The sequence below is a fragment of the Aequoribacter fuscus genome (assembly GCF_009910365.1).
GTDB lineage: Bacteria > Pseudomonadota > Gammaproteobacteria > Pseudomonadales > Halieaceae > Aequoribacter > Aequoribacter fuscus.
Window position 1 is genome coordinate 2,920,458 of record NZ_CP036423.1, and the last position, 22,236, is coordinate 2,942,693.

Sequence of the window (22,236 nt, forward strand, 5' to 3'; positions counted from 1 at the left end):
CCTATGATATCGCACACCTCCCTTCAATGGCAGAGCTCTGATTGGCAAAGTATTTTACAAACTGCTATTCGCGACAGTGCCGAGCTACTTCAAGCGGTTGGCGTACCCCAGAGTTCATTAGATACAATCACAGGCGAGACCGCAGGGTTTGCTGTGTTAGCACCGAGGCCCTTTGTGGCGCGCATGGAATACGGAAACCCAAAGGACCCATTGCTGCTTCAAGTCTTGGCGCTACAGGAAGAAATTGCGCCAAACGCGGTGGGCACCACCGACCCATTGGAAGAACAGCGATTTACGCCCGTACCAGGTATCATCCACAAGTATTTCGGGCGTGTATTGTTGATGACAGCAGGCACCTGCGCCGTGAACTGCCGCTACTGCTTCCGTCGCCACAATGACTATGCTCAAAATATTCTCACCCCCGCCCGTCTAAACGAAGCGCTTACCTACCTTCGCAGCCAGAGAGATATTACAGAAGTGATTCTGAGCGGGGGTGACCCGCTGTTGACCAGCGACCGCAAGCTCAGTGAGCTAGTCGCCGAACTCGAGGCTATACCTCACATTCAGCGTTTGCGTATCCATACCCGCCTGCCCATCGTAATACCACAGCGTATTACCACCGAGCTGTGCCAACGGCTCGGCCAGTCACGCTTTCAGGTGACATTGGTTGTTCACTGCAATCACCCCAAGGAACTTGATGTCGAGGTCGGGCTCGCAATGGCTCAGCTAAAAGCGCAAGGTATCACCTTGCTGAACCAAACCGTTCTGTTAAAAAACATTAATAATTGCGCCGCCACGCTCGAAACGCTCAGTGTCGAGCTATTCAAGATCGGGGTGCTTCCCTATTACCTGCATACCCTCGATCCCGTTCAAGGCGCCGCACACTTCGCACAGCCCATGGGCGACAGCAAACAACTACACCAAACACTTCAAGCAAGATTGCCGGGCTATCTCGTGCCAAAATTGGTCAGCGAAATACCCGGAGGTGCTTCAAAAACACTGATTTACTGAGGGTAGTTACACTCTCATCGATTGCTGATTTAGCATCTCATGCTATAGTGTGGTGCTAAATTATCGGTCAGCGGTTGGCGATTACGAGTGACAGAAGCTCCTCCTATCAAATTACGTATACCAAGAGCAGAACTATCGTCCTGCTCTCTGTTTGACGTTACGCCAGCTGCCGCCACCAAATGGGCAGAAGATTTACCGCTCACCAACGCCAAGCTGATGTCTCGCGGCTTGCTCAAGGCGACGTGGGAATTAAACCGCATCGATATGCCCGCCGACCAGCGTTTGGCAATCTTGAACAGCCTGCGCCGCCCCGTGTACACCGCGCTCAACAGCTTGGCAACGCATTTTCTAAATCAGCCGCTATCGCTACCGGCCGAAGCGCGAGAAATGTACGAGCTCGCCGACAACTTAGCCAAACAAGTCACCACCGGTTATACCCTAGTTGCGGTGCAAGCCATTCAACAGCGGGGGCGATTTCAATCTGGCAGCCCAGCCAAAACAACGTGTGAAGGTCTGCATCGTGCCATCAGCATGGCGGGACGTCGATTTCTGCAAACCTTACAGCTGTACAAGCCCATTGAACGCGGCAGTTGGTTAGAACTGTATCAACTCTACTTACTGTGTGATCGACAACAGCTCTCAGATATAAAAGTCACCGATGAGCTCGACGGCTCGTGCTCTGTGAAAACACGTTTTACGCAAATTTGTTTGCTGGGTTCTTGTCGACCAAACCAATTGCGGCAAAAAGATCTGCCGGTCGTCTACCGGCAGTTTTACGAACAGCGCGAGCTCTGTCATTTGCTGCCGGCCAGCTCTGGCGAAGGGCTACTCATTATCGATTTGAGTTCTGACAGCGCTCCTGTTTATAACACCGAACCTGAGAATACCGCTGAGCTCGGGGCCCAACATCGGTATCTATTTATCGAGCCGCTCACCACCCGATTTAAAGAACACATCAATTACATTCGTCATCGACCCGCAAAATCGATCGTCGAAAACCACAAAGAGCCGATGCTGAGCACCGATGTACTCGAGCATCTTGTGAGCTCACTCGGGCAAGTCAATATCCGTGGTTTTTCGCGCACCCAGGTTGCGGGCACCATGCACATTGTTGTCGGTCTTGCGAGCGTCCATTTCCACATCGCTGGCGAGCGTATTTTCGAACGCGTGTTGCAAGAAGGTCCGTCATCAGAAAGCAAACACACCAGTGACGTTGCGGCATTTTTACATCGCAGCGATAGCGATCAAAACGCCAAGGAAACTGCCGAGACCGAAGATCAAAGCGTCACCGATGAGATCAGCGACGACGCCTACTCGCAAGAACGCAGCCGAACGGCTCGAATCGCCCCCGATGACGATCTATCCGGCGCGGAATTGAGCCGGCGCTATCCCAAACATCGGGTCCGAGTCATTAATTCAAGCACGGGTGGGTACTGCCTAGAGTGGAGCAGTGCTCTGCCGCGCAGCGTTAAAACCGGCGACGTGGTTGGCCTGTGTGAAGAAGGCACAAAAGACTGGGTCATTGCGACGATTCGCTGGGTCAGCCAACTCGAAAACGCCAAGACGCTCATCGGGGTGTCGCTGTTGAGCCCGAGTGCGTTTGCCTTCGGTGCCCAAACCATCAAAAAGCTTGGCGAGGTGTCAGATGCTGTGCGGGTACTGTTGCTACCCGAAATTTCACTGACCGGCACGCCTCAAACGCTGATCACACCGCGTTTAGGCTTTAAAGAATTTCAGAAAATCTCTTTGATACAGGGCAATCAGAGCCATTACGCTCAGCTGCAACGACAAGTCTCGTCAACGCCGAGCTACTCGCAGTTCGCGTTCCGTTACATGCAGCAGCTCAAAGATGTGATGGCCGACGAACACGGGATACTCGACAAAAACCCCTTCAACGCGGTGTGGCACTACCTGTAAGCGGCTTAAATTTAGGCGGGCGTCTGATACCGATCGGCAATACCGAGTAGATATAAAATCGCATCCAGCCCCAAGGTAGAAATAGACTGCTCGGCAGCTTCCTTCACTAGGGGCTTGGCGCGAAAAGCCACGCCGAGTCCCGCGATACCCAGCATGGGTAGATCGTTAGCACCATCACCCACAGCAATTACCTGCTGAAGCTCGATGTTCTCTTGCTCAGCTAATTGCCGCAATAAGTAAGCCTTACGCTCACCGTCGACGATCTCACCTTTCACATCGCCGGTAACGAGGCCATCTTGAATATCAAGCTCGTTGGCAAAGACGTAATCCATGCCCAACTCTGCCTGTAACTTTTTAGCAAAGTAAGTGAATCCGCCCGAGACAATCGCTGTTCGATATCCCAACCGACGCAAAACGCTAATTAAATGTGCGGCCCCTTCGGTAATCGGCAATTCGTCCGCAATTTCCGACAAGACAGACTCAGACAAACCTTTTAGCAAGCCCAATCGCTCACGAAAACTGGCCTTAAAATCTAACTCGCCCCTCATTGCACGCTCGGTGATTGCGGCCACCTGTTCGCCCACACCTGCACGCTTGGCCAACTCATCAATAACTTCCGCCTCAATCAGGGTCGAGTCCATATCGAACACCACCAAACGGCGATTGCGCCGATACATATCGTCTTGCTGGAAAGCCAAATCGATTTCTAAACCACTGGCAACCGACATCAATTCACGTTTGAACTGCGCTCGATCAGCGGTTTGACCCCTAACTGAGAATTCCACACAGGCTTTACTCGAGGGGGGCATAGGGCCTAATGGTATACGACCCGATAGGCGTGTGATTCCATCAATATTGAGACCATGACGATACACAACAGCACCGAGAGCTGCGATATGCTCGGCGGTGACTCGACGGGCAAGCAGAGTCACAATGTACCGCGGACTGCCCTGAGCTGCCACCCAGTCAGAATAGCGCTCAGAAGACACCGGCTCCCAACCTAAACTTAGCTGTTCCTCGTTGCACATCGACTGCAGTTGCTGACGCAAGGCGCTTTGCGATTCCGCCGTGTGAATGGCCAACAGCAAACCAATGGACAGTCGATCGTGAATAACAGATTGACCAATATCCAAAATATCACATTGATGCTGGGCACAGAGCGCCATCATTTTGGCCGTTAGGCCCGGCACGTCACTTCCTGAAAATGTCGCGAGAACGATATCGGTCACGGGGAATTCCTAATATTCAGAGACGCGTAGTTTACTGGTCTGGTTAACGGACACAAGTGGGTATTACTTCGCAAAATGGCATCGGTGAGGTATCCTCCGCGCTAACCTTGGTTGGATACAGACGTGCCAGAATACTTCAAACAACTTCCGATCCGACTGCAGCTCGGGATCGCCACCGCTGTACTCACGCTCATCGCCAGCTTGACACTGGTATTCTTGGCGACGCGTTCAACCCAGTACATCACCTCAGAGCAAGCAAAGGTTGTGAGCGTTACCTTGGCTGAGCAGCTCAGCAGCCAGGTCAACTTAGCGCTCCTCAACAAAGACAATCTAGCCACGAGCGCAATACTTAACCGAAGTATTCGCGAGGGCTGGATTCAAGGCGCGACGGTCAGCGAACCCAGCGGCAACGTGATCGCAAAAGCTGGAACCAAGACAGATGCGCACCAGACCATACCCATTGAAATCGATGGCAGAGTGCTGGCTCAACTGCGTATCGACTACAGTGATCAGATGGCGTCTCATTTGCGCTCGCAGCAATGGTGGACCCTGTCAGGTCTCGCGGTGATTATTGCAATCGCAATGGGCGCGCTGGCCGCCCAAATTGGCCGTCTATACTCGCGCGCGTTAGAGGCATTGAAACAACAAATTCCTCAGCTCGAGGATACAACGGATACCGCCAACGAAATTCGCGCCATCGAGACACGTTTACGAGCACTGCCGCTAGATCTTCTCGCAGAGCAAGTTGATTTAGACCCACTGCGCCCGCACGTGAATCAAACGGTGATATCGCTGGTCTCGCTTGATGCACTGGAACACTACATTGCGACACTCAACGAGGAGTCTTTAGAGCGCTACACGCAGCGTTTATATCAGTGTCTGAGAAGCGCGGCCCAACTCTACGGTGGAAAAATCCACGTGGTACGTCAACTCTGCGTTGCGATGGTTTTCTCTGACCAAGACTCCAGACGCGCCACCACGGCTGCATCACAGGCCTCCTTGTTGTTGCAGATGCTTTGCAAAAAACAGGAAGACGCCGGACAACTGAAATATCAGGTACGCTGCGTTTTAGGACAATCCGAACTCCGACCGCTCGAAGAACACAGCTTTTACGCTGACCTGTACGTCCAAAACCAGTTTGATCAACTTCAGCAAGCCTTTGAACAAAGTGGGGTATTGTGGATCGAACACAGCCTGTGTGACGAAGCGCCATTTAACGAGGGTTATACCCTCGGCCCCATTATTGATGGCTACGCTGCGATTGTAGGTATACCGCCCGAGACGCTTGAGCTGCTGGCCGAGCAAGCAGATCAAGCGCACCGCAAACTTAAGTAGCGTCGGGGTGTTCGGCCACAAGGTAGTCGACGTTTTGTAAACCCCTAGGTAACTTGCTGCCTCGGCGTCCTCTCTCACCACGGTAGTGATCCAACTCGCTGACTTTAAGCGTTAAATGACGCTTACCGGCATGCAATACAAGCCTAGATTCCTGTGTCAAAACCGCAATGCCTTTTACCATTTCCTCGCGAGATTTAACGCGCGCGCTGGGTACCGAGAGTATTTTATTCCCTTTACCACGGGCCAACTCGGGTAAATCGGCTAAGGGGAATACCAACAACCGCCCCTCGGTTGACACCGCTGCAACCAGCAAGTCATCGCCAGGAGGTACCTGGGCCGGAGGCAGAACCTCGGAACCGTTGGGCAAATTCAGAATGGCTTTACCGGCTTTGTTCTTCGCCATCAAATGACCAAGCTCTGTCACAAAACCATAGCCCGCATCACTGGCCAACAGAATTTTTTGCCGCTCATCTCCCAACAACAAGGCTTTAAAACCCACACCCGGCGGTGGACTGATACGACCCGTAACCGGCTCGCCTTGCCCCCTCGCGGATGGCAAGTTGTGAGTCGGCAAGGTATACGCTCGGCCCGTGCTATCAATTAAAATTGCACTTTGATTGCTTCGCCCCGCCGCCGCTAAATTAAAGTTATCGCCGGCTTTGTAACTCAAGCTGGTGGGGTCAATATCATGGCCTTTAGCCGCGCGAATCCAACCTTTCTCTGACAAGACAACAGTGATTGGCTCGGTCGACATCAGTTCCTTTTCAGAGAATGCCTTCGCTTCTTCACGAGCCACTAGTGGGGAGCTGCGCTCATCACCAAATTGTTCGGCCACTGCTAGAAGTTCTTTTTTGATCAAGGTTCGCATGCGAGCTGTTGAGCCCAAGGTCAACTCAAGCTGTTCGCGCTCTTTCTCAAGCTCGTCTTGCTCTCCTCGGATCTTCATTTCTTCAAGCTTGGCCAAATTGCGTAATTTCAGTTCGAGTACGGCTTCGGCTTGCGCATCGGACAAGCCAAAACGCTGCATTAAAACTGGCTTGGGCTTATCTTCGGTGCGGATGATATGAATGACTTCATCAATATTTAGGTAGGCAATTAAATAGCCTTCGAGCAAGTGCAGGCGCTTGAGTACTTTTTCGAGACGATACTGCAAGCGGCGGCGAACGGTTTCCGTCCGAAACTCGAGCCATTCACGCAGTATGGCGTCTAACGATTTCACCCCTGGGCGACCGTTATTGCCAATCAAATTCAAGTTAATTCGATAGCTGCGCTCTAAATCGGTAGTAGCAAACAGATGCAACATCAGGGCGTCGATATCGACTCGGTTTGACTTAGGCACAATCACTAAGCGCGTAGGATTCTCATGGTCCGATTCGTCGCGCAGGTCATTGACCAAGGGCAGTTTTTTGGCTTGCATCTGCGCTGCGATTTGCTCGAGCACTTTGGCGCCCGACACCTGATGGGGCAGTGCGTCAACGATAATGGCGCCATCCTCTTTTCGCCAGTGGGCGCGCATTTTAATCGATCCGCGGCCACTGCGATAAAAAGCTTTGATCTCGTCTCTAGGTGTAATGATTTCGGCTTGCGTGGGGAAATCTGGCGCCTGAATGTGTTCGCACAACTCATCAAGGGTCGACTTCGGATACTCCAACAAGCGAATCGTCGCAGACACCACTTCACGCAAGTTATGTGGTGGTATGTCAGTCGCCATGCCCACAGCAATACCCGTTGTCCCATTGAGCAACACATTGGGCACTTGCGCAGGCAGTACCGAAGGTTCGTCCATAGTGCCATCAAAGTTGGGGACCCAATCGACCGTACCTTGGCCAAGCTCCCCTAACAGCGCATCGGCATAGGCCGTTAATCTGGATTCGGTATAGCGCATCGCAGCGAAGGACTTGGGATCATCCGCCGAGCCCCAGTTACCCTGACCGTCTACCAATGGGTAGCGATAACTAAAAGGTTGCGCCATTAAGACCATCGCTTCGTACGCGGCGCTATCGCCATGAGGATGAAATTTACCGATCACATCACCGACGGTACGTGCTGACTTTTTGTATTTAGCGGACGCCTTGAGACCTAGCTCACTCATGGCATAAATGATTCGGCGCTGAACAGGTTTTAAACCGTCGCCCACATTAGGTAAGGCGCGGTCCAAAATGACGTACATTGAGTAATCAAGGTAGGCTTTTTCGGCGTAATCGCGTAGCGATACCGACTCATCTTCTTCCGGCAACATGGGCATGTCAGACATGGGGGGATTCCAATCTTATAAAACTTTCGCTGGCCAGCTTAGGCTTTTTTAGCCGACCCGTTTTGTAGTGACACCAACTGTTCGTTCAAATTCACAATGGAGTTGGCCATATCGACCATCAAAGAGTGAATTGTCGTCGGATTGGTTTTAATCATTTCAGTAAACTGTGCTTCTGGCACCTTAACAACCGAGCACTGCGTCTTGGCGCGCACTGTGGCCGAGCGCTCACTGTGTGTCAAGGCCGCCATCGCGCCGAAAATTTCGCCCTCAGCGATAGTCCCAACAACGATACCATCCACCACGACTTCGGCTGTACCCGATGACAGGTTAAACACGAAATCGGCCTTCTCGCCCTGATTAATGATGATATCGCCCGATTGATACACCTCGAAGCCTGGCGTGACACGAGTATCTTCTTGGGCTGCCGCTGCAGTGACGCGCAACATCAGTCCCGCATAAGTCACCAGCAGGCGAGTCCAAACTTTAATACCATCGTTCTCGGAAAACACACGGCGCATAAATTCAAGGGCGGCAAAACTGTGGAGAGTGGCGCCCGATTCGCTACCATAAAATACCGTGGCATCGTCTTGGGAGTCGCCCGCAATATCCGGCAGTAAAATATCACCCTCTTCTAGAACGTAGATGGTTCTGCCGCGATAACGCGCAGAAATCGTACCGCGCTCGATAAAGTAGAACTTACCCACATCAAAACCACGGAAATTGCCGGTCGCCGTCGGTTCGATTTCAACCGGAATATGGGGGATATTTACAACATCCAGCAGCGCCTTGACTAAAGCCTTGTACTGCTGACTAAGCGTTGTAAAATCTCGTGACAATTCTGCGTTTGCGAACATAGATCTACCTTTTATTAATTCAGGAACCCAAGCCACCCCTTGAGATTCGCTGCATACCCCATAGTAGCAGTAAACCAGAAAGTCTCAAACGCCGAAACAAAGGCAAACTTTAGAAAATAAGGATTTATGCAACTATGACCCCCTTAACTTGGCAGTGGCTTTCGTTTGACTCATTGTCTAACCTGCAGTTGTACCAAATGCTTGCACTTAGATCTGAGGTATTCGTCGTTGAGCAAGACTGTGCCTATCAAGATCTCGACGGCAAGGACCTCAAAGCATTACATCTCGTCGGAGCACTCGACGACAAAGTGCTCGCCACTGCACGCTTGCTTCCCGTAGGGGTATCGTATCCCGACGCCGCATCGATTGGCCGTATCGTGGTGCACCCCTCGTTAAGAGGCCAAGACTTGGGTCGCAAGACGGTGAAACTTGCGCTCGAACAGTACCAGAGGCTCTGGCCAAGTGAAGCGTTATTAATTGGTGCTCAAGCTCGTTTGACGCGGTTTTACGAGGAGTTAGGCTTTGTTTCCGAAGGTGAAATTTACGACGAAGACGGTATCGACCACATCACCATGCGGTGGGCAAAGTGCGCTTAGAGCAGGAACATTGAAGAGCAGGCCTTATGGCCTGCTCAAGATCAAGACTACCAGCGCCCAGCAGTATAGGCATCGGCCGCATCGGCCAACGACATTGGCTTGATTTTATCGGCCCAGCCAGCGGTACCAAAAGCCTGATAGCGTGCGATGCAAATCTCTTTCATGGCCTTAATGCTGTGCGCCAAATATTTACGCGGGTCAAACTCAGAGGGATTCTCGGCCATAAAGCGACGGATAGCCCCTGTCGAGGCCAAGCGTAAATCGGTATCGATATTCACTTTGCGAACGCCATGTCGAATGCCTTCTTGAATTTGCTCAACCGGCACACCATAAGTCTCTGGAATTTTTCCACCAAACTCGTTGATGATAGCCAACCAGTCCTGAGGTACCGACGAAGAGCCATGCATGACCAAGTGCGTATTTGGAATACGCGCATGAATGTCGCGAATACGGTCAATCGCCAAGATATCGCCAGTAGGCGGACGAGTGAACTTGTACGCGCCGTGGCTGGTACCGCAGGCAATTGCCAAGGCATCAACGCCGGTCGCCGCCACAAAATCGGCAGCTTCGTCTGGGTCCGTCAGCATCTGGTCGTGCGTTAATTTTCCCGCCGCGCCAATGCCGTCTTCTTCTCCTGCTTCGCCGGTTTCTAGTGAACCCAAACAACCTAATTCGCCCTCGACGGAAACGCCGCACGCGTGCGCCATTTCAACAGCTTGACGCGTCACTCGAACATTGTAATCGTAGTCCATGGGTGTTTTGCCGTCCTCGCCCAACGACCCATCCATCATCACCGAGCTAAAACCCAGCTGAATCGAGCGCTGACACACGGCAGGTGACACACCGTGATCCTGGTGCATGACCACCGGAATATCCGGAAATTCTTCAATGGCTGCCGCAATCATGTGACGCAGAAACGGTGCGCCAGCGTATTTACGAGCGCCTGCACTGGCTTGCATGATAACGGGTGAATTGGTCTCAGCAGCGGCCTCCATAATAGCCCGAGTCTGCTCGAGGTTGTTAACATTGAACGCTGGCACACCGTAGCCGTGCTCGGCGGCGTGATCCAACATTTGACGCATGCTTATCAGTGCCATAATTTCCCCCTAGTTTGCACGCTGCTCTAATACAGCAACGGCTGGCAAGACTTTTCCTTCCACATATTCCAAGAACGCACCGCCACCCGTGGAGATGTACGACACATCAGCGGCAATTCCAAACTGATCAATGGCGGCCAAGGTATCACCCCCGCCTGCCAGCGAGAAACCGGGACTACGCGCAATTGCTTCAGAAATCACTTGCGTCCCGTTCGAAAAAGCCTCGAATTCGAACACGCCAACGGGCCCATTCCACAAAATCGTGCCGGCGCTTTGTAATTGCTCAGCCAGCGCTGCCGCTGACTGCGGACCAATGTCCAAAATCATATCGTCCTCGGCGACCTCCCCAACCAACTTCACGGTGGCAGGTGCATCGCTCGAAAATTCTTTTGCGGTCACGACATCGATGGGCAGAGGTATCGATACTTTCTCAAGCAGGGCTTTTGCGGTATCGACCAAATCGTCCTCGCACAAAGATTTACCCACTGGATAACCCGCCGCCTTTAAGAACGTATTGGCAATACCGCCACCGACAATCAACTGATCGACTTTATCGGACAGGGTTTCCAAAACCGTGAGTTTAGTGGATACCTTAGAACCGCCCACAATTGCCGTCATTGGGCGGGCGGGTGCAGCAAGTGCCTGCTCTAGCGCCTTAAGCTCTGCCACCAACAAAGGTCCCGCACAGGCAATCGGCGCAGCTTTTGCGACCGCATGCGTAGAGGCCTGGGCACGGTGCGCTGTACCGAAGGCATCCATCACAAAAATATCGCATAAACCGGCATAGGCTTGGCCCAGTTCATCGGAATCGGATTTTTCACCGACGTTAAAACGCACGTTTTCCAGCAACACAACTTGCCCAGGCTCGATATCGAGCCCTGCGCGCCATTCGGCCTGTATGCCAACATCTTGGCCCAGCAAGCTCGCCATATGACGAGCTACGGGAGCCAAAGAATAGTCGGAGTTGTACTCGCCTTCGGTTGGCCGACCCAGATGCGACATCACCATAACTGCGGCACCCGCATTCAACGCTGCTTGAATGGTAGGCAGTGCGGCGCGAATACGCGCATCGCTTGTCACAGCGCCATCTTTAACTGGCACATTAAGATCCTCACGAATTAGCACTCGCTTACCAGCCAAATCAAGATCTTGCATTGCCAGTACGGCCATTAACGTTCTCCTTTGCGTGAAATTTTTGCCCAGTGCTCTGCGACATCGAGCATACGATTCGCGTAACCCCATTCATTATCGAACCAAATCAGCACCTTGACTAGGCGGTCACCGCTAACGCGAGTCTGGCTTGCGTCAACCACGCCCGAGCGACTGTCGTGATTGAAGTCACACGATGCCAGAGGCTCAGTGGTAAAGCCTAATACCCCAAGATAGTGACATTCGGCCGCCTGACGCAGCACCTCATTGACGCTGGCAATGCTCGTCGAGCGCTGTAAATATACACTCAAATCCATTGCGGACACATTAACAGTTGGTACTCTTAGGGCTTGCGCGCTGAATCGATCAGCAAGGTGCGGCAAGATACGCTCAATACCCTTAGCGAGGGCGGTATCCACTGGAATGATGGACTGAGAGGCGGCTCGCGTTTTGCGCAAATCGGTATGGTGATACGCGTCTAACACGGGCTGATCGTTCATCGCCGAGTGGATGGTTGTGATGGTTCCGTAATCAATACCGAAGGCCTTATCCAGCGCGTCGATCACCGGAACGATCGCGTTGGTGGTACACGAACCCGTCGAGGCCACCTGATGGGCACTTTGTAATAATGCTTGATTTACTCCGTACACAATAGTGGCATCAATATCGGCGGCTGCAGGCTGAGAAAACAAGAGTCGCTGACTGCCCGCATCTAGATGCCATTGTGCGGTTGTTCGATCACCCGCGGCGCCCGTGCACTCCAACACCAGATCGATCTCGTGTTTAGCCCAAGGACACAGAGCCGCGTCGGGCTCGTGCGACAAGGCAATCGGGCGGTTTTGAATAAGCAATGTATCGCCGTCAAGGTGGACGTCGTAGGCAAAACGTCCGTGCGTGCTGTCGTAGCGCGTCAAATGCGCAATCGTGCGCGTATCGGCTAATTCGTTAATTGCGACCAAATCTACATGAGGCGAGCCACCTCGTTCAAAGTAAGCTCGCAACACGCTGCGGCCAATACGGCCGTATCCATTAATGGCTAGGCGCATGAATCAAACTCAGCCGAGCAGCTCCTCGGCCGCCGCTAATACCGCACCTACCGTGATATCGAAATGCTCAAATAGAGCACCTGCAGGTGCCGACTCGCCAAAACTGTTCATGCCGATAATACGGCCGTCTAAACCAACGTATTTGTACCAGAAGTCTTGGTGTAGGGCCTCAATTGCAACCCGAGCAAAGACGTCGCTGGGTAATACCGACTCGCGATACTCTGCATCTTGCGCTTCAAATTGTTCAGGGCTGGGCATCGATACAACGCGCACCGCACGACCTTGCGCGGCAAATTCTGCCGCAGCTTCCTGGGCCAGAGCGACTTCAGAACCGGTCGCGATGAAGATAAGTTCGGGGGTGCCTTCGCAGTCCCGTAGGATGTACCCGCCGCGCTCAACGTTCGCCAACGTCTGCGCATCACGCGCTTGATGTGGCAAGTTCTGACGCGAGAAAACCAGAGCACTTGGACCGTCTTGACGCACAATAGCCTGCTTCCAGGCAACCGCAGACTCTACCGCATCGCAAGGACGCCACGTCACCATATTGGGCGTGCCGCGCAAGGAGGCGAGCTGCTCAACAGGCTGGTGTGTCGGTCCATCTTCACCTAAACCAATAGAGTCGTGGGTGTAGACGAAAATGCTTTGCTGCCCCATCAGCGCAGCCATACGCACTGCGTTGCGTGCGTATTCCATAAAGATCAAGAAGGTAGCGCCATACGGAATAAAGCCTCCGTGCAAGGCAATACCATTCATCATGGCGGACATACCAAACTCGCGCACGCCGTAATACACGTAGTTACCACCAGCCGCCTGGGCCTCTACGCCGACAGAGCCAGACCACAACGTTAGGTTTGACCCCGCCAGATCAGCCGACCCTCCCAACAATTCAGGCAGGGCTTTTGCGTAGGCCTCAATCGCATTCTGTGAGGCCTTGCGCGATGCAATGGTCGCGCCTTCAGCTTGGCATTGCGCAATGTAAGCATCAGCAGCTGCCGCAAAATCAGCGGGTAGATCACCGGTTAAACGACGCGCTAATTCGGCACCTTCTTTTGGGTACTGGGTTTGGTAGTCGGCCAGCAAAGCTTCCCATTGCACCTGCAATTGTTCACCGCGCGCCCGTGCATTCCAGCCTGCGTAGATCTCGTCAGGGATTACGAAAGGCGCGTGCGTCCAACCCAGGGCTTCGCGGGTCGCTGCGATTTCATCATCACCTAAAGGCGCACCGTGACATGACTCGGTTCCCTGCTTGTTGGGTGCACCTTTACCGATAATCGTGCGTGCACAAATAAGCGTTGGCTTACTCGTCTCGGCGCGCGCCGTCGCGATTGCCTGCTTAATCTGCTCGGGATCGTGGCCATCAACAGCCTCAATAACCTGCCAACCGTAGGCACGGAAACGCTCAGGCGTGTTATCAGTAAACCAACCTTCAACCTCACCATCGATCGAAATGCCATTATCATCGTAAATGGCAATGAGTTTGCCGAGACCCAAAGTACCCGCCAACGAACACACCTCATGCGAGATACCCTCCATGAGGCACCCGTCGCCTAAAAAGGTGTAAGTGTAGTGATCAACCACATTAAAATTGGGGCGGTTAAACTGAGCAGCCAGAACTTTCTCGGCCAAAGCCATGCCCACAGCGTTGGCAATACCCTGACCCAAAGGACCCGTTGTAGTCTCGACACCGGGGGTATAGCCGTATTCTGGGTGACCAGGCGTTTTGCTGTGTAACTGACGGAACTGCTGCAACTCTTCAATCGGCAAATCGTAGCCGCTTAAATGCAACAAAGAATAAATCAACATTGAGCCGTGACCGTTCGACAAGACAAACCGATCACGGTTGGGCCATGAGGGATCTGCTGGATTGTGGCTTAAGAAATCATTCCACAGCACCTCCGCAATATCGGCCATACCCATCGGGGCGCCTGGGTGACCAGATTTCGCCTTTTGCACGGCGTCCATAGACAGCGCGCGAATGGCATTAGCGAGTTCATTACGGGAAACCATGGTGTTCTCCAAACGATCAAATAAACGGTGGGCTCAAACTGGCGCGTATTCTCTCTTATCAGCCTTCCTAGGGCAAATAAACAGACCTTTTAACAGCTATTCAAGTGGATTATGCACATCTATATCAAAATTTTTTGATATAGATGTGCAAGTCCCTTATCATGCGCGTATGAAAACAGTCACGCCTTTATTCGCAACACCCAATCAGCCGCATCACGCCTCGGCCGACGCCTTGGCGGCCGTCTGCAAAGCAGGCGCTGATACACTGCGAGTACAAGTCCTGAGCTTATTGCACAAAAACTCGTTTAGCGTCGGTGAGCTGGTCGAAATTTTGGGCGTTCGCCAATCGGCCCTCAGCCATCATCTGAAGGTGCTAGCGCAGGCGGAACTTGTGGCCACTCGGCGCGAAGGCAATTCCATTTTTTACCGCCAAACTTCAGCTACGGGTAGATCGCCCTTAGACGCCCTGCGTGCGGCCATATTGGCTGAGGCGGCCAGCACCCAACTTGCACCCGAAACACTCGAGCGTGTAAAGCAGGTCTATCAAGCGCGCGCCGACGCCTCGGTAATGTTCTTTCAGTGCAATGCCGAAAAGTTTCGCGACGAACAAGATCTTATTGCCGATCATTATCACTATGGCGACGCCCTAGCTCAGCTGCTGGACGACACGTTATTTGCTAGGCGCGAAACAGCCCTTGAAATAGGCCCTGGCGACGGCGCCTTTCTGCAAGAGCTAAGCCAGCGTTTCTCCGAAGTGACTGCCCTGGACACCAGCGCCGATATGCTGAGCAAAGCCAAGCGACTTTGTGAGACGCAGCAACTGCAGAACATCGAGTTTTTACACGCCGACACCGCGTCAGCTGCGATTACCAAGCACAGCATTGATTGCGTAGTGATCAACATGGTGTTGCACCACGTGCCAGCGCCCAGCGAAATATTTTTAGACGTCGCAAAATTTTTGGCACCGCAAGGCATATTAACGATCACCGAGCTGTGTCGACATGAACAAACATGGGCGCACCGCGCCTGCGGAGACCTATGGCTGGGCTTTGAGCCTGAAGAGCTCACCGCTTGGGCTCGCGCCGCTGGCTTATCGGAGCGCAGTCAAACGATGCTGGCCCAGCGCAATGGCTTCCAAATTCAAATTCGACAATTTCAACGCCTACAGTAGGAAACACTATGAGCGAATATCAAATATTTACCTCGGAATCTGTATCGGAAGGTCACCCCGACAAAATGGCCGACCAAATTTCCGATGCCATCTTGGATGCCATGCTAAAAGACGACCCAAACTCTCGAGTAGCGGTCGAGACCTTAGTCAAAACCGGCATGGTGGTCATCGCCGGCGAGGTTCGCACAGCAACCTACGTCGATCTTGAAGACATCGTGCGCGATGTCATCTTAGATATCGGCTACAACAGCTCAAAAGTCGGATTTGACGGTGCCTCGTGTGCCGTGTTGAACGCCATTGGCAAGCAGTCGGGCGATATTGCGATGGGTGTCGACGAAGCCGACAACAAAGAGCAAGGCGCGGGCGACCAAGGCTTAATGTTCGGTTACGCCACTAACGAAACGGACACCTTAATGCCAGCGCCGATTTATTACGCTCACCGCCTCGTCGAGCGTCAAGCGCAGCTCCGCAAGAGCGGCCAGCTCGAGTGGTTGCGTCCCGACGCTAAGAGCCAAGTAACGCTGCGCTACGACGACAAAGGGCTACCTGTGGCCATCGATGCGATTGTACTGTCGACCCAGCACGATGAAGATATCAGTCAAGCCGAACTGCAAGCCAAGGTCTTAGAGCACATCATTCAACCCGTTCTCCCAACCGAGTGGCTGCACAAAGATACACGCTACCACATCAACCCCACCGGCCAGTTCATTATCGGCGGCCCTGTGGGTGACTGTGGCCTCACGGGCCGCAAGATCATTGTGGACACTTACGGTGGTATGGCGCGCCATGGCGGTGGGGCCTTCTCGGGTAAAGACCCCTCAAAAGTAGACCGCTCGGCCGCCTACGCTGGCCGCTATGTGGCTAAAAACATTGTCGCAGCCGGTCTCGCTGATCGCTGTGAAATTCAAGTCAGCTATGCCATCGGCGTATCAGAGCCCACGTCAATTTCAATCAACACTTTCGGAACCGGAAAAATCTCTGACGCCACCATCGCTGAGTTGGTACGCGAACATTTTGACCTTCGAGCGGGTGGCCTAGTCGCTATGCTCGACCTCAAACGTCCAATCTATCGACAAACCGCCAGCTATGGCCATTTTGGACGCGAAGAACCCAATTTCACTTGGGAAAAGACCGACAAAGTTTCTCTTTTAAAAACTGCACTGTAAGACACTAATTAATTAGGAGCCGCTATGAGCACAGTAACAAAATTACGACCTTTTGATGACTACAAAGTTGCCGACATTTCTCTAGCCGACTGGGGCCGGAGAGAACTGAAAATCGCTGAAGGCGAAATGCCAGCGTTAATGGCTATGCGCGAAAAATACCGCGCTACCCAGCCATTGGCCGGCGCCAGAATCTTAGGCTGCATTCACATGACCATTCAAACCGGCGTACTCATCGAGACTCTAGTGGCACTGGGCGCCGAAGTTCGCTGGTCATCGTGCAACATATTCTCAACCCAAGATCACGCAGCAGCAGCCATTGCCGCCGCTGGCATTCCTGTTTTCGCATGGAAAGGTGAAACCGAGGAAGAGTACGAGTGGTGCATTGAGCAAACCATCCTAAAAGACGGCAAACCCTGGAATGCCAACATGATCTTAGACGATGGTGGCGACCTGACGGGTATTTTGCACGACAAATACCCGCAAGTTTTGGACCACGTTCACGGCATCACCGAAGAGACCACGACGGGCGTCCACCGCCTGCTGGAAATGTTAAAAGCGGGTGCTTTGAAAGTGCCGGCCATTAACGTCAACGACGCCGTAACCAAAGCAAAAAACGACAACAAATACGGCTGTCGTCACAGCTTGAGCGACGCGGTGAAGCGCGCGACCGACCACCTACTAGCTGGCAAGAAAGCACTGGTCATTGGCTACGGTGATGTGGGCAAAGGCTCGGCACAGTCGCTCCGCCAAGAAGGCATGATCGTGCGCGTTACTGAAGTCGACCCCATTTGCGCCATGCAAGCCTGCATGGACGGTTACGAAGTGGTCAGTCCTTTTGTTAATGGCGTCAACGATGGCACCGACGCCTGTATCGATCGCGACATTATGGGCAACGTTGACCTGCTGGTCACCGCGACGGGTAACTACAACGTCTGTAACGCCGCGATGCTGCGCGCACTCAAAAGCGGCGCTGTCGTGTGTAACATTGGCCATTTCGACAATGAAATCGACACGGCCTACATGCGCGCCAAATGGGAATGGGAAGAAGTTAAGCCTCAGGTGCACACGGTATACCGCGATCGTGACAGCAACGACCACTTATTGCTGCTATCCGAAGGACGCTTGGTGAACCTCGGTAACGCTACAGGGCACCCATCACGTATTATGGATGGCTCGTTTGCCAACCAAGTGCTCGCACAGATTTATCTGTACGAGCGCAAATTTGCCAACTTGGAGCCTGAATTACGCGCGCAAGCCATTACCGTTGAAGTGCTACCCAAGCACCTCGACGAAGAGGTCGCGGCTCACATGGTCGCTGGATTTGGCGGCGTGATCACCCGATTAACGCAAGAACAAGCCGACTACATCCACGTAGGCGTTGATGGCCCATACAAATCGGAGACCTATAAGTACTAATGAGCACTCAGCAGCTTAGTTACGAATTTTTCCCGCCCAAAACCGATGCTGGGCGGGAGAAGCTCATTACCCAAGTACTGCCTCAACTGGCGGACACAAATCCGAAGTATGTCTCTGTGACCTACGGTGCGGGCGGATCCACGCGCGACAACACCGTAGGCACTGTGGCAGATATTCACCGCTCGGGCATGCCCGTAGCGCCGCACTTGAGTTTCGGCACCGACAGCGAAGACACCATGCGCGCTTTGCTGCAGCGCTATCAAGCTATGGGCATTTCACGTTTGGTGGCGCTTCGGGGCGACCTACCCTCGGGCGCAGGTGGCAGCCAGCAGCTGGTCTATGCCAGCGAACTGGTCGCTTTTATCCGAGCAGAAACCGCACAGCACTTTACCATTGAAGTCGCGGCCTACCCCGAAATTCACCCCGAGGCAAAGACCTACATCGCTGACGTGCAAAACTTAAAGCGCAAGTTCGATGCCGGGGCGAATGCGGCCATTACTCAGTACTTTTTTAGTGCAGATGCCTATTTTGAGTTTTTAAAAACCTGCTCGAGCATGGGTATCGACAAGCCGATTTACCCCGGCATTATGCCAATCACGAACTACGATAACTTGGCGAGGTTTTCACGCAACTGCGGTGCAGACATTCCGCGTTGGCTGGATAAAAAATTAGCAGGCTTTGGCGAAGATCTCGACGCTATTAAAGCCTTTGGCCAAGATTTTATCTTGGATTTGTGCAAAAGACTCTTAGACGGTGGTGCGCCCGGCCTGCATTTCTATACAATGAACCAGGCGGAACCGGTCATTTCGATCGTTCGGGAACTCAAACGTTTAGGTTACTTTGCGGATTAATCGGATCTACACAGAGGCTGACTTACAGTCTAATACCGACATTGAACTGGAGGCTGGTCCCAGCCTTCATTTGTTGAAAGTCTTGCGCCTAAAAACGGGAGCTCCGCTCGAACTGTTCAATGGCGACGGCAACAACTACCAATGCGAGCTACTTGATAGCGCAAAGCGTATTGCGACTATACGTGTGCTTAGCGCAAAAGCGAACCCAACTGAATCGTCTTTGCGCAGCAGGCTTGGCATTGTTGTATCCAAGGGCGATCGCATGGATTTTGTTGTGCAAAAAGCGACCGAGCTGGGCATCCACGAAATTTATCCACTCACGAGCGAACGCTGCGACGTTAAACTTAATGCCGAGCGCGCAGAAAAACGCCAACAGCATTGGTCAAAAGTCGCTGTCTCTGCCTGTGAACAGAGTGGGCGTTCGGTTATTCCCAGGATCGCACCGATCCAAAGTATTCACCAGTGGATCAGCGAGGTGAACGCCGATCTAAAATGGGTACTGCACCACCGCGCCAGCGCCGAAAAGTCGCCAACAGAAGCTCAAAGCGTGGCTATCCTGGTGGGGCCAGAGGGTGGCTTGAGCGAGACCGAGGTCGAGCTTGCCCTTCAACATAAATTTATACCGACGGTGCTGGGCCCTCGGGTACTTCGAACCGAAACGGCACCCTTGGTTGCACTTAGCGTTTTACAGCAACGCTACGGCGACTTTACACTCTTATAATTGACTAGCACGAGGAATCACTATGCCCGCCATTGGCATCGTCATGGATCCGATCGCTGAGATCGCCTACAAAAAAGATAGCTCGCTGGCCATGCTCTGGGCTGCAAGTGCTCGCGGCTGGGATCTGTGGTACATGGAGCCGTCAGACCTTCATGTGGCCAACGGTGTAGCCATGGCCTCCATGCGTCCCTTGCGCGTGTTTGAGGACCCTAACCACTACTACGAACTCGATGAGACACAGGTCAAAGAACTGAGCTCCTTAGATGTCGTGTTGATGCGTAAGGATCCACCCTTTAATAACGAGTACATCTACGCGACTTACATCCTTGAAATGGCCGAGCGACTGGGCACACTGATTGTGAATCGCTGCCAATCATTGCGCGACTGCAACGAGAAGATGTTCGCGACGCAGTTTCCACAGTGCTGCCCCGAGTTGTTGGTCAGCGCCGACAACGCGCGCTTGAAGGAATTTCACAAGACGCATGGCGACGTGATCTTCAAGCCACTCGATGGCATGGGCGGTAGCGCAATTTTCCGCGTTAAAGAGGATGACCCCAACGTCAATGTGATCCTCGAAACGCTCACCAAATTCGGTACTCAGACCATCATGGCGCAGCGTTACCTGCCCCAAATTGTTGATGGAGACAAACGCATTCTAATGATCAAAGGCCAACCCGTGCCCTACTGCTTGGCACGGATCCCCTCAAGCGGAGAGACCCGAGGCAACCTTGCCGCTGGCGGCTCGGGCCGAGCTCAGCCCCTGAGCGATCGCGACCGCTGGATTGCCGAGCAAGTGGGCCCTACCTTAGTCGAGAAAGGCCTTTTGTTTGTGGGCCTTGATGTCATTGGCGACTACTTAACAGAAATCAACGTCACAAGCCCCACCTGTATTCGCGAAATTAACGCCGCCTACGACTGCGACGTTGCGGGGCAGCTCATGGATGTCATCGCTCAGGAAAAAGGCTGGTCCTAAGAATGACAGACCGCAGCAATCACATCGTACTGTGCGCTTTTTTTGCTGTGGTCATTCACGCCGCCTTGGTACTGGGCTTAAACTTTCAGGCCGCAACGAAAGACAACTCGACCAAACAGCTGGCTGTCACTCTGTCGACTGTAAATCAAGTTCGTCACGAACAAGCGTTTACGCATCTGGCACAAACCAATCAGAAAGCCAGTGGCGATTGGGATGAAAAAGACGTCCGCGGCGCTTCTTTACCCCCGGCAGAACAAGCTTTTGAGGCCAAAAAAGGCAGAGCCGTTGACGATTCCGCCAGCAACTTGAGCTCGCAGGTCAACAGCCGCAATGGGCAATTTCAAATGAGCCCGCAAAACAGTGCGGGCACGGCAGACGGCGCCAACCAAGATCCTTTAACACAAAGCCAACGTGAACGGTTAAGTGCGCTGCAGCTGGAGTATGCTCAAACCAAATTAGCCTTAAACCGGGCACCCAGAGTATTACGAATTCACTCTCAAGCCGCCAAAGCCAGTATCGAGGCGGAATATATGCGGCTTTGGCGCCAGCGCATCGAAACCATCGGCAACCAATACTATCCTGAGAGCTCTAGGCGCTACGGCATTTACGGAGATGTCAGGGTGCTGGTTGCCATCGGCTTTGATGGCCGCCTGCTAGACACTGAGGTGATACAGTCCTCCGGTCACGCAGTACTGGACCAGGCGGTACTCAAAATTGTTCGCTTGGCAGCACCTTATCCACCCTTCCCCGCAGCGATGCGCGATAAAGCCGATCAGATCGAGATTATTCGCACTTGGGAATTCAAACCCATCGCTGAATAATTCTGGCCAAGTTCCGTGATTGTCGCTATTGTTTAAGATCTACGGTATTTGAGGAGGTGCTATGAATACGACCAGTCTTAAAGACCAATTGTTGATTGCCATGCCCTCTTTATCCTCTGGCTTTTTTAGCCACAGCGCGATTTACTTGTGCGAACACGACGAGCACGGCGCCATGGGTATTACCTTGAATAAGCCCATGGAATTTGAGCTCGAGCACGTACTCAGCCAACTGGACATCCCCTGCTCACCCCGTGTAGGACGCCTGCCGGTGTTATCTGGTGGTCCAGTGCAATCCGAGCACGGCTTTATTTTGCATTCGCTCGAGCGCGGCACCTTCGACAGCACGCTGATCGTCACTGACCAAATTGGCTTAACCACCTCCATTGACGTCATGCACGCGATTGGCGAAGAACGAGGCCCCGAACATTTTGTGTTGGCACTTGGCTACGCAGGCTGGGGGCCCGGCCAACTCGAGCAGGAGCTACTCGAGAACAGCTGGCTGACCGCACCTGCAACACCCACCTTGATATTTAGCACACCTTCTGCGGATCTCGTGCGTTCAGCGGCCGGACAGCTTGGGTTTGATATGAATCTTATGCCAAGCGGAGCCGGTCACGCCTAA

19 protein-coding genes are annotated in these 22,236 nt (G+C 53.0%); 12 read left to right on the forward strand and 7 right to left on the reverse strand.

Annotated features, from left to right (window positions below; genetic code table 11):
• Positions 1–3 precede the first annotated feature (3 nt).
• Positions 4–1,011, forward strand: a complete 1,008-nt coding sequence (epmB, locus tag EYZ66_RS13380) for an EF-P beta-lysylation protein EpmB (RefSeq protein WP_009575254.1) — start codon at positions 4–6, stop codon at positions 1,009–1,011.
• An 87-nt stretch (positions 1,012–1,098) separates the two neighbouring features.
• Positions 1,099–2,928 (forward strand): hypothetical protein, encoded by a 1,830-nt coding sequence (locus EYZ66_RS13385; RefSeq protein WP_160195704.1) that lies wholly within the window; start codon positions 1,099–1,101, stop codon positions 2,926–2,928.
• An 11-nt stretch (positions 2,929–2,939) separates the two neighbouring features.
• Here the strand turns inward: EYZ66_RS13385 and serB are convergent, their stop codons facing one another.
• A complete protein-coding gene (serB, locus tag EYZ66_RS13390) occupies positions 2,940–4,157 on the reverse strand; it encodes a phosphoserine phosphatase SerB (RefSeq protein ID WP_160195705.1) in 1,218 nt (405 codons plus the stop codon).
• A 123-nt stretch (positions 4,158–4,280) separates the two neighbouring features.
• Between serB and EYZ66_RS13395 the strand changes: the two genes are divergently transcribed.
• On the forward strand, positions 4,281–5,492 hold the full coding sequence (locus EYZ66_RS13395) for a diguanylate cyclase (protein ID WP_009576333.1): 1,212 nt from the start codon (positions 4,281–4,283) through the stop codon (positions 5,490–5,492).
• On the opposite strand, the gene parC is transcribed toward EYZ66_RS13395, so the two are convergent.
• Positions 5,485–7,746, reverse strand: coding sequence for a DNA topoisomerase IV subunit A (parC, locus tag EYZ66_RS13400; protein ID WP_009576334.1), 2,262 nt, complete (start codon positions 7,744–7,746; stop codon positions 5,485–5,487). The genes EYZ66_RS13395 and parC overlap by 8 nt on opposite strands.
• 38 nt (positions 7,747–7,784) lie before the next feature.
• Entirely contained in the window at positions 7,785–8,600 is an 816-nt protein-coding gene (locus tag EYZ66_RS13405) for a cyclic nucleotide-binding domain-containing protein (RefSeq protein WP_009576335.1), read from the reverse strand.
• Between the two features lie 134 nt (positions 8,601–8,734).
• On the opposite strand from EYZ66_RS13405, the gene EYZ66_RS13410 reads away from it, so the two are divergent.
• Complete coding sequence (locus tag EYZ66_RS13410) at positions 8,735–9,196, forward strand: GNAT family N-acetyltransferase (protein WP_009576336.1); 462 nt, start codon at positions 8,735–8,737, stop codon at positions 9,194–9,196.
• 47 nt (positions 9,197–9,243) lie between these two features.
• On the opposite strand, the gene fba is transcribed toward EYZ66_RS13410, so the two are convergent.
• From fba to tkt, 4 genes are read right to left on the reverse strand one after another with little or no spacing between them, the layout of a single operon-like run.
• Positions 9,244–10,293 (reverse strand): class II fructose-bisphosphate aldolase, encoded by a 1,050-nt coding sequence (gene fba, locus EYZ66_RS13415; RefSeq protein WP_009576337.1) that lies wholly within the window; start codon positions 10,291–10,293, stop codon positions 9,244–9,246.
• 9 nt (positions 10,294–10,302) lie between these two features.
• Positions 10,303–11,463: a phosphoglycerate kinase gene (locus EYZ66_RS13420; RefSeq protein WP_009576338.1), complete on the reverse strand. Its 1,161-nt coding sequence runs from the start codon at positions 11,461–11,463 to the stop codon at positions 10,303–10,305.
• Positions 11,463–12,488 carry a glyceraldehyde 3-phosphate dehydrogenase NAD-binding domain-containing protein gene (locus EYZ66_RS13425; protein ID WP_009576339.1) on the reverse strand — a complete coding sequence of 342 codons (1,026 nt, stop codon included), beginning with the start codon at positions 12,486–12,488 and terminating at the stop codon, positions 11,463–11,465. Before EYZ66_RS13425 ends, EYZ66_RS13420 begins: the two co-directional genes overlap by 1 nt.
• A gap of 9 nt (positions 12,489–12,497) precedes the next feature.
• Positions 12,498–14,495: a transketolase gene (gene tkt, locus EYZ66_RS13430; protein ID WP_009576340.1), complete on the reverse strand. Its 1,998-nt coding sequence runs from the start codon at positions 14,493–14,495 to the stop codon at positions 12,498–12,500.
• A 169-nt stretch (positions 14,496–14,664) separates the two neighbouring features.
• Here tkt and EYZ66_RS13435 point away from each other — a divergent pair, with 169 nt between their 5' ends.
• The 8 genes from EYZ66_RS13435 (at position 14,665) to EYZ66_RS13470 (ending at position 22,236) form a co-directional block, all read left to right on the forward strand.
• A complete protein-coding gene (locus tag EYZ66_RS13435; RefSeq protein ID WP_009576341.1) occupies positions 14,665–15,666 on the forward strand; it encodes an ArsR/SmtB family transcription factor in 1,002 nt (333 codons plus the stop codon).
• A gap of 8 nt (positions 15,667–15,674) precedes the next feature.
• The gene (gene metK / locus EYZ66_RS13440; RefSeq protein WP_009576342.1) at positions 15,675–16,832 is read left to right on the forward strand and encodes a methionine adenosyltransferase; all 1,158 of its coding nucleotides are present in this window, start codon (positions 15,675–15,677) and stop codon (positions 16,830–16,832) included.
• A 24-nt stretch (positions 16,833–16,856) separates the two neighbouring features.
• Positions 16,857–18,248 (forward strand): adenosylhomocysteinase, encoded by a 1,392-nt coding sequence (gene ahcY / locus EYZ66_RS13445; protein WP_009576343.1) that lies wholly within the window; start codon positions 16,857–16,859, stop codon positions 18,246–18,248.
• Positions 18,248–19,099: a methylenetetrahydrofolate reductase [NAD(P)H] gene (gene metF, locus EYZ66_RS13450; RefSeq protein ID WP_009576344.1), complete on the forward strand. Its 852-nt coding sequence runs from the start codon at positions 18,248–18,250 to the stop codon at positions 19,097–19,099. Before ahcY ends, metF begins: the two co-directional genes overlap by 1 nt.
• Positions 19,089–19,820, forward strand: a complete 732-nt coding sequence (locus tag EYZ66_RS13455; protein WP_040816859.1) for a 16S rRNA (uracil(1498)-N(3))-methyltransferase — start codon at positions 19,089–19,091, stop codon at positions 19,818–19,820. Before metF ends, EYZ66_RS13455 begins: the two co-directional genes overlap by 11 nt.
• 22 nt (positions 19,821–19,842) lie before the next feature.
• Positions 19,843–20,793 (forward strand): glutathione synthase, encoded by a 951-nt coding sequence (gshB, locus tag EYZ66_RS13460; RefSeq protein ID WP_009576346.1) that lies wholly within the window; start codon positions 19,843–19,845, stop codon positions 20,791–20,793.
• Positions 20,794–20,795: 2 nt separating this feature from the next.
• Entirely contained in the window at positions 20,796–21,614 is an 819-nt protein-coding gene (locus EYZ66_RS13465) for an energy transducer TonB (RefSeq protein WP_009576347.1), read from the forward strand.
• Between the two features lie 61 nt (positions 21,615–21,675).
• On the forward strand, positions 21,676–22,236 hold the full coding sequence (locus EYZ66_RS13470) for a YqgE/AlgH family protein (protein ID WP_009576348.1): 561 nt from the start codon (positions 21,676–21,678) through the stop codon (positions 22,234–22,236).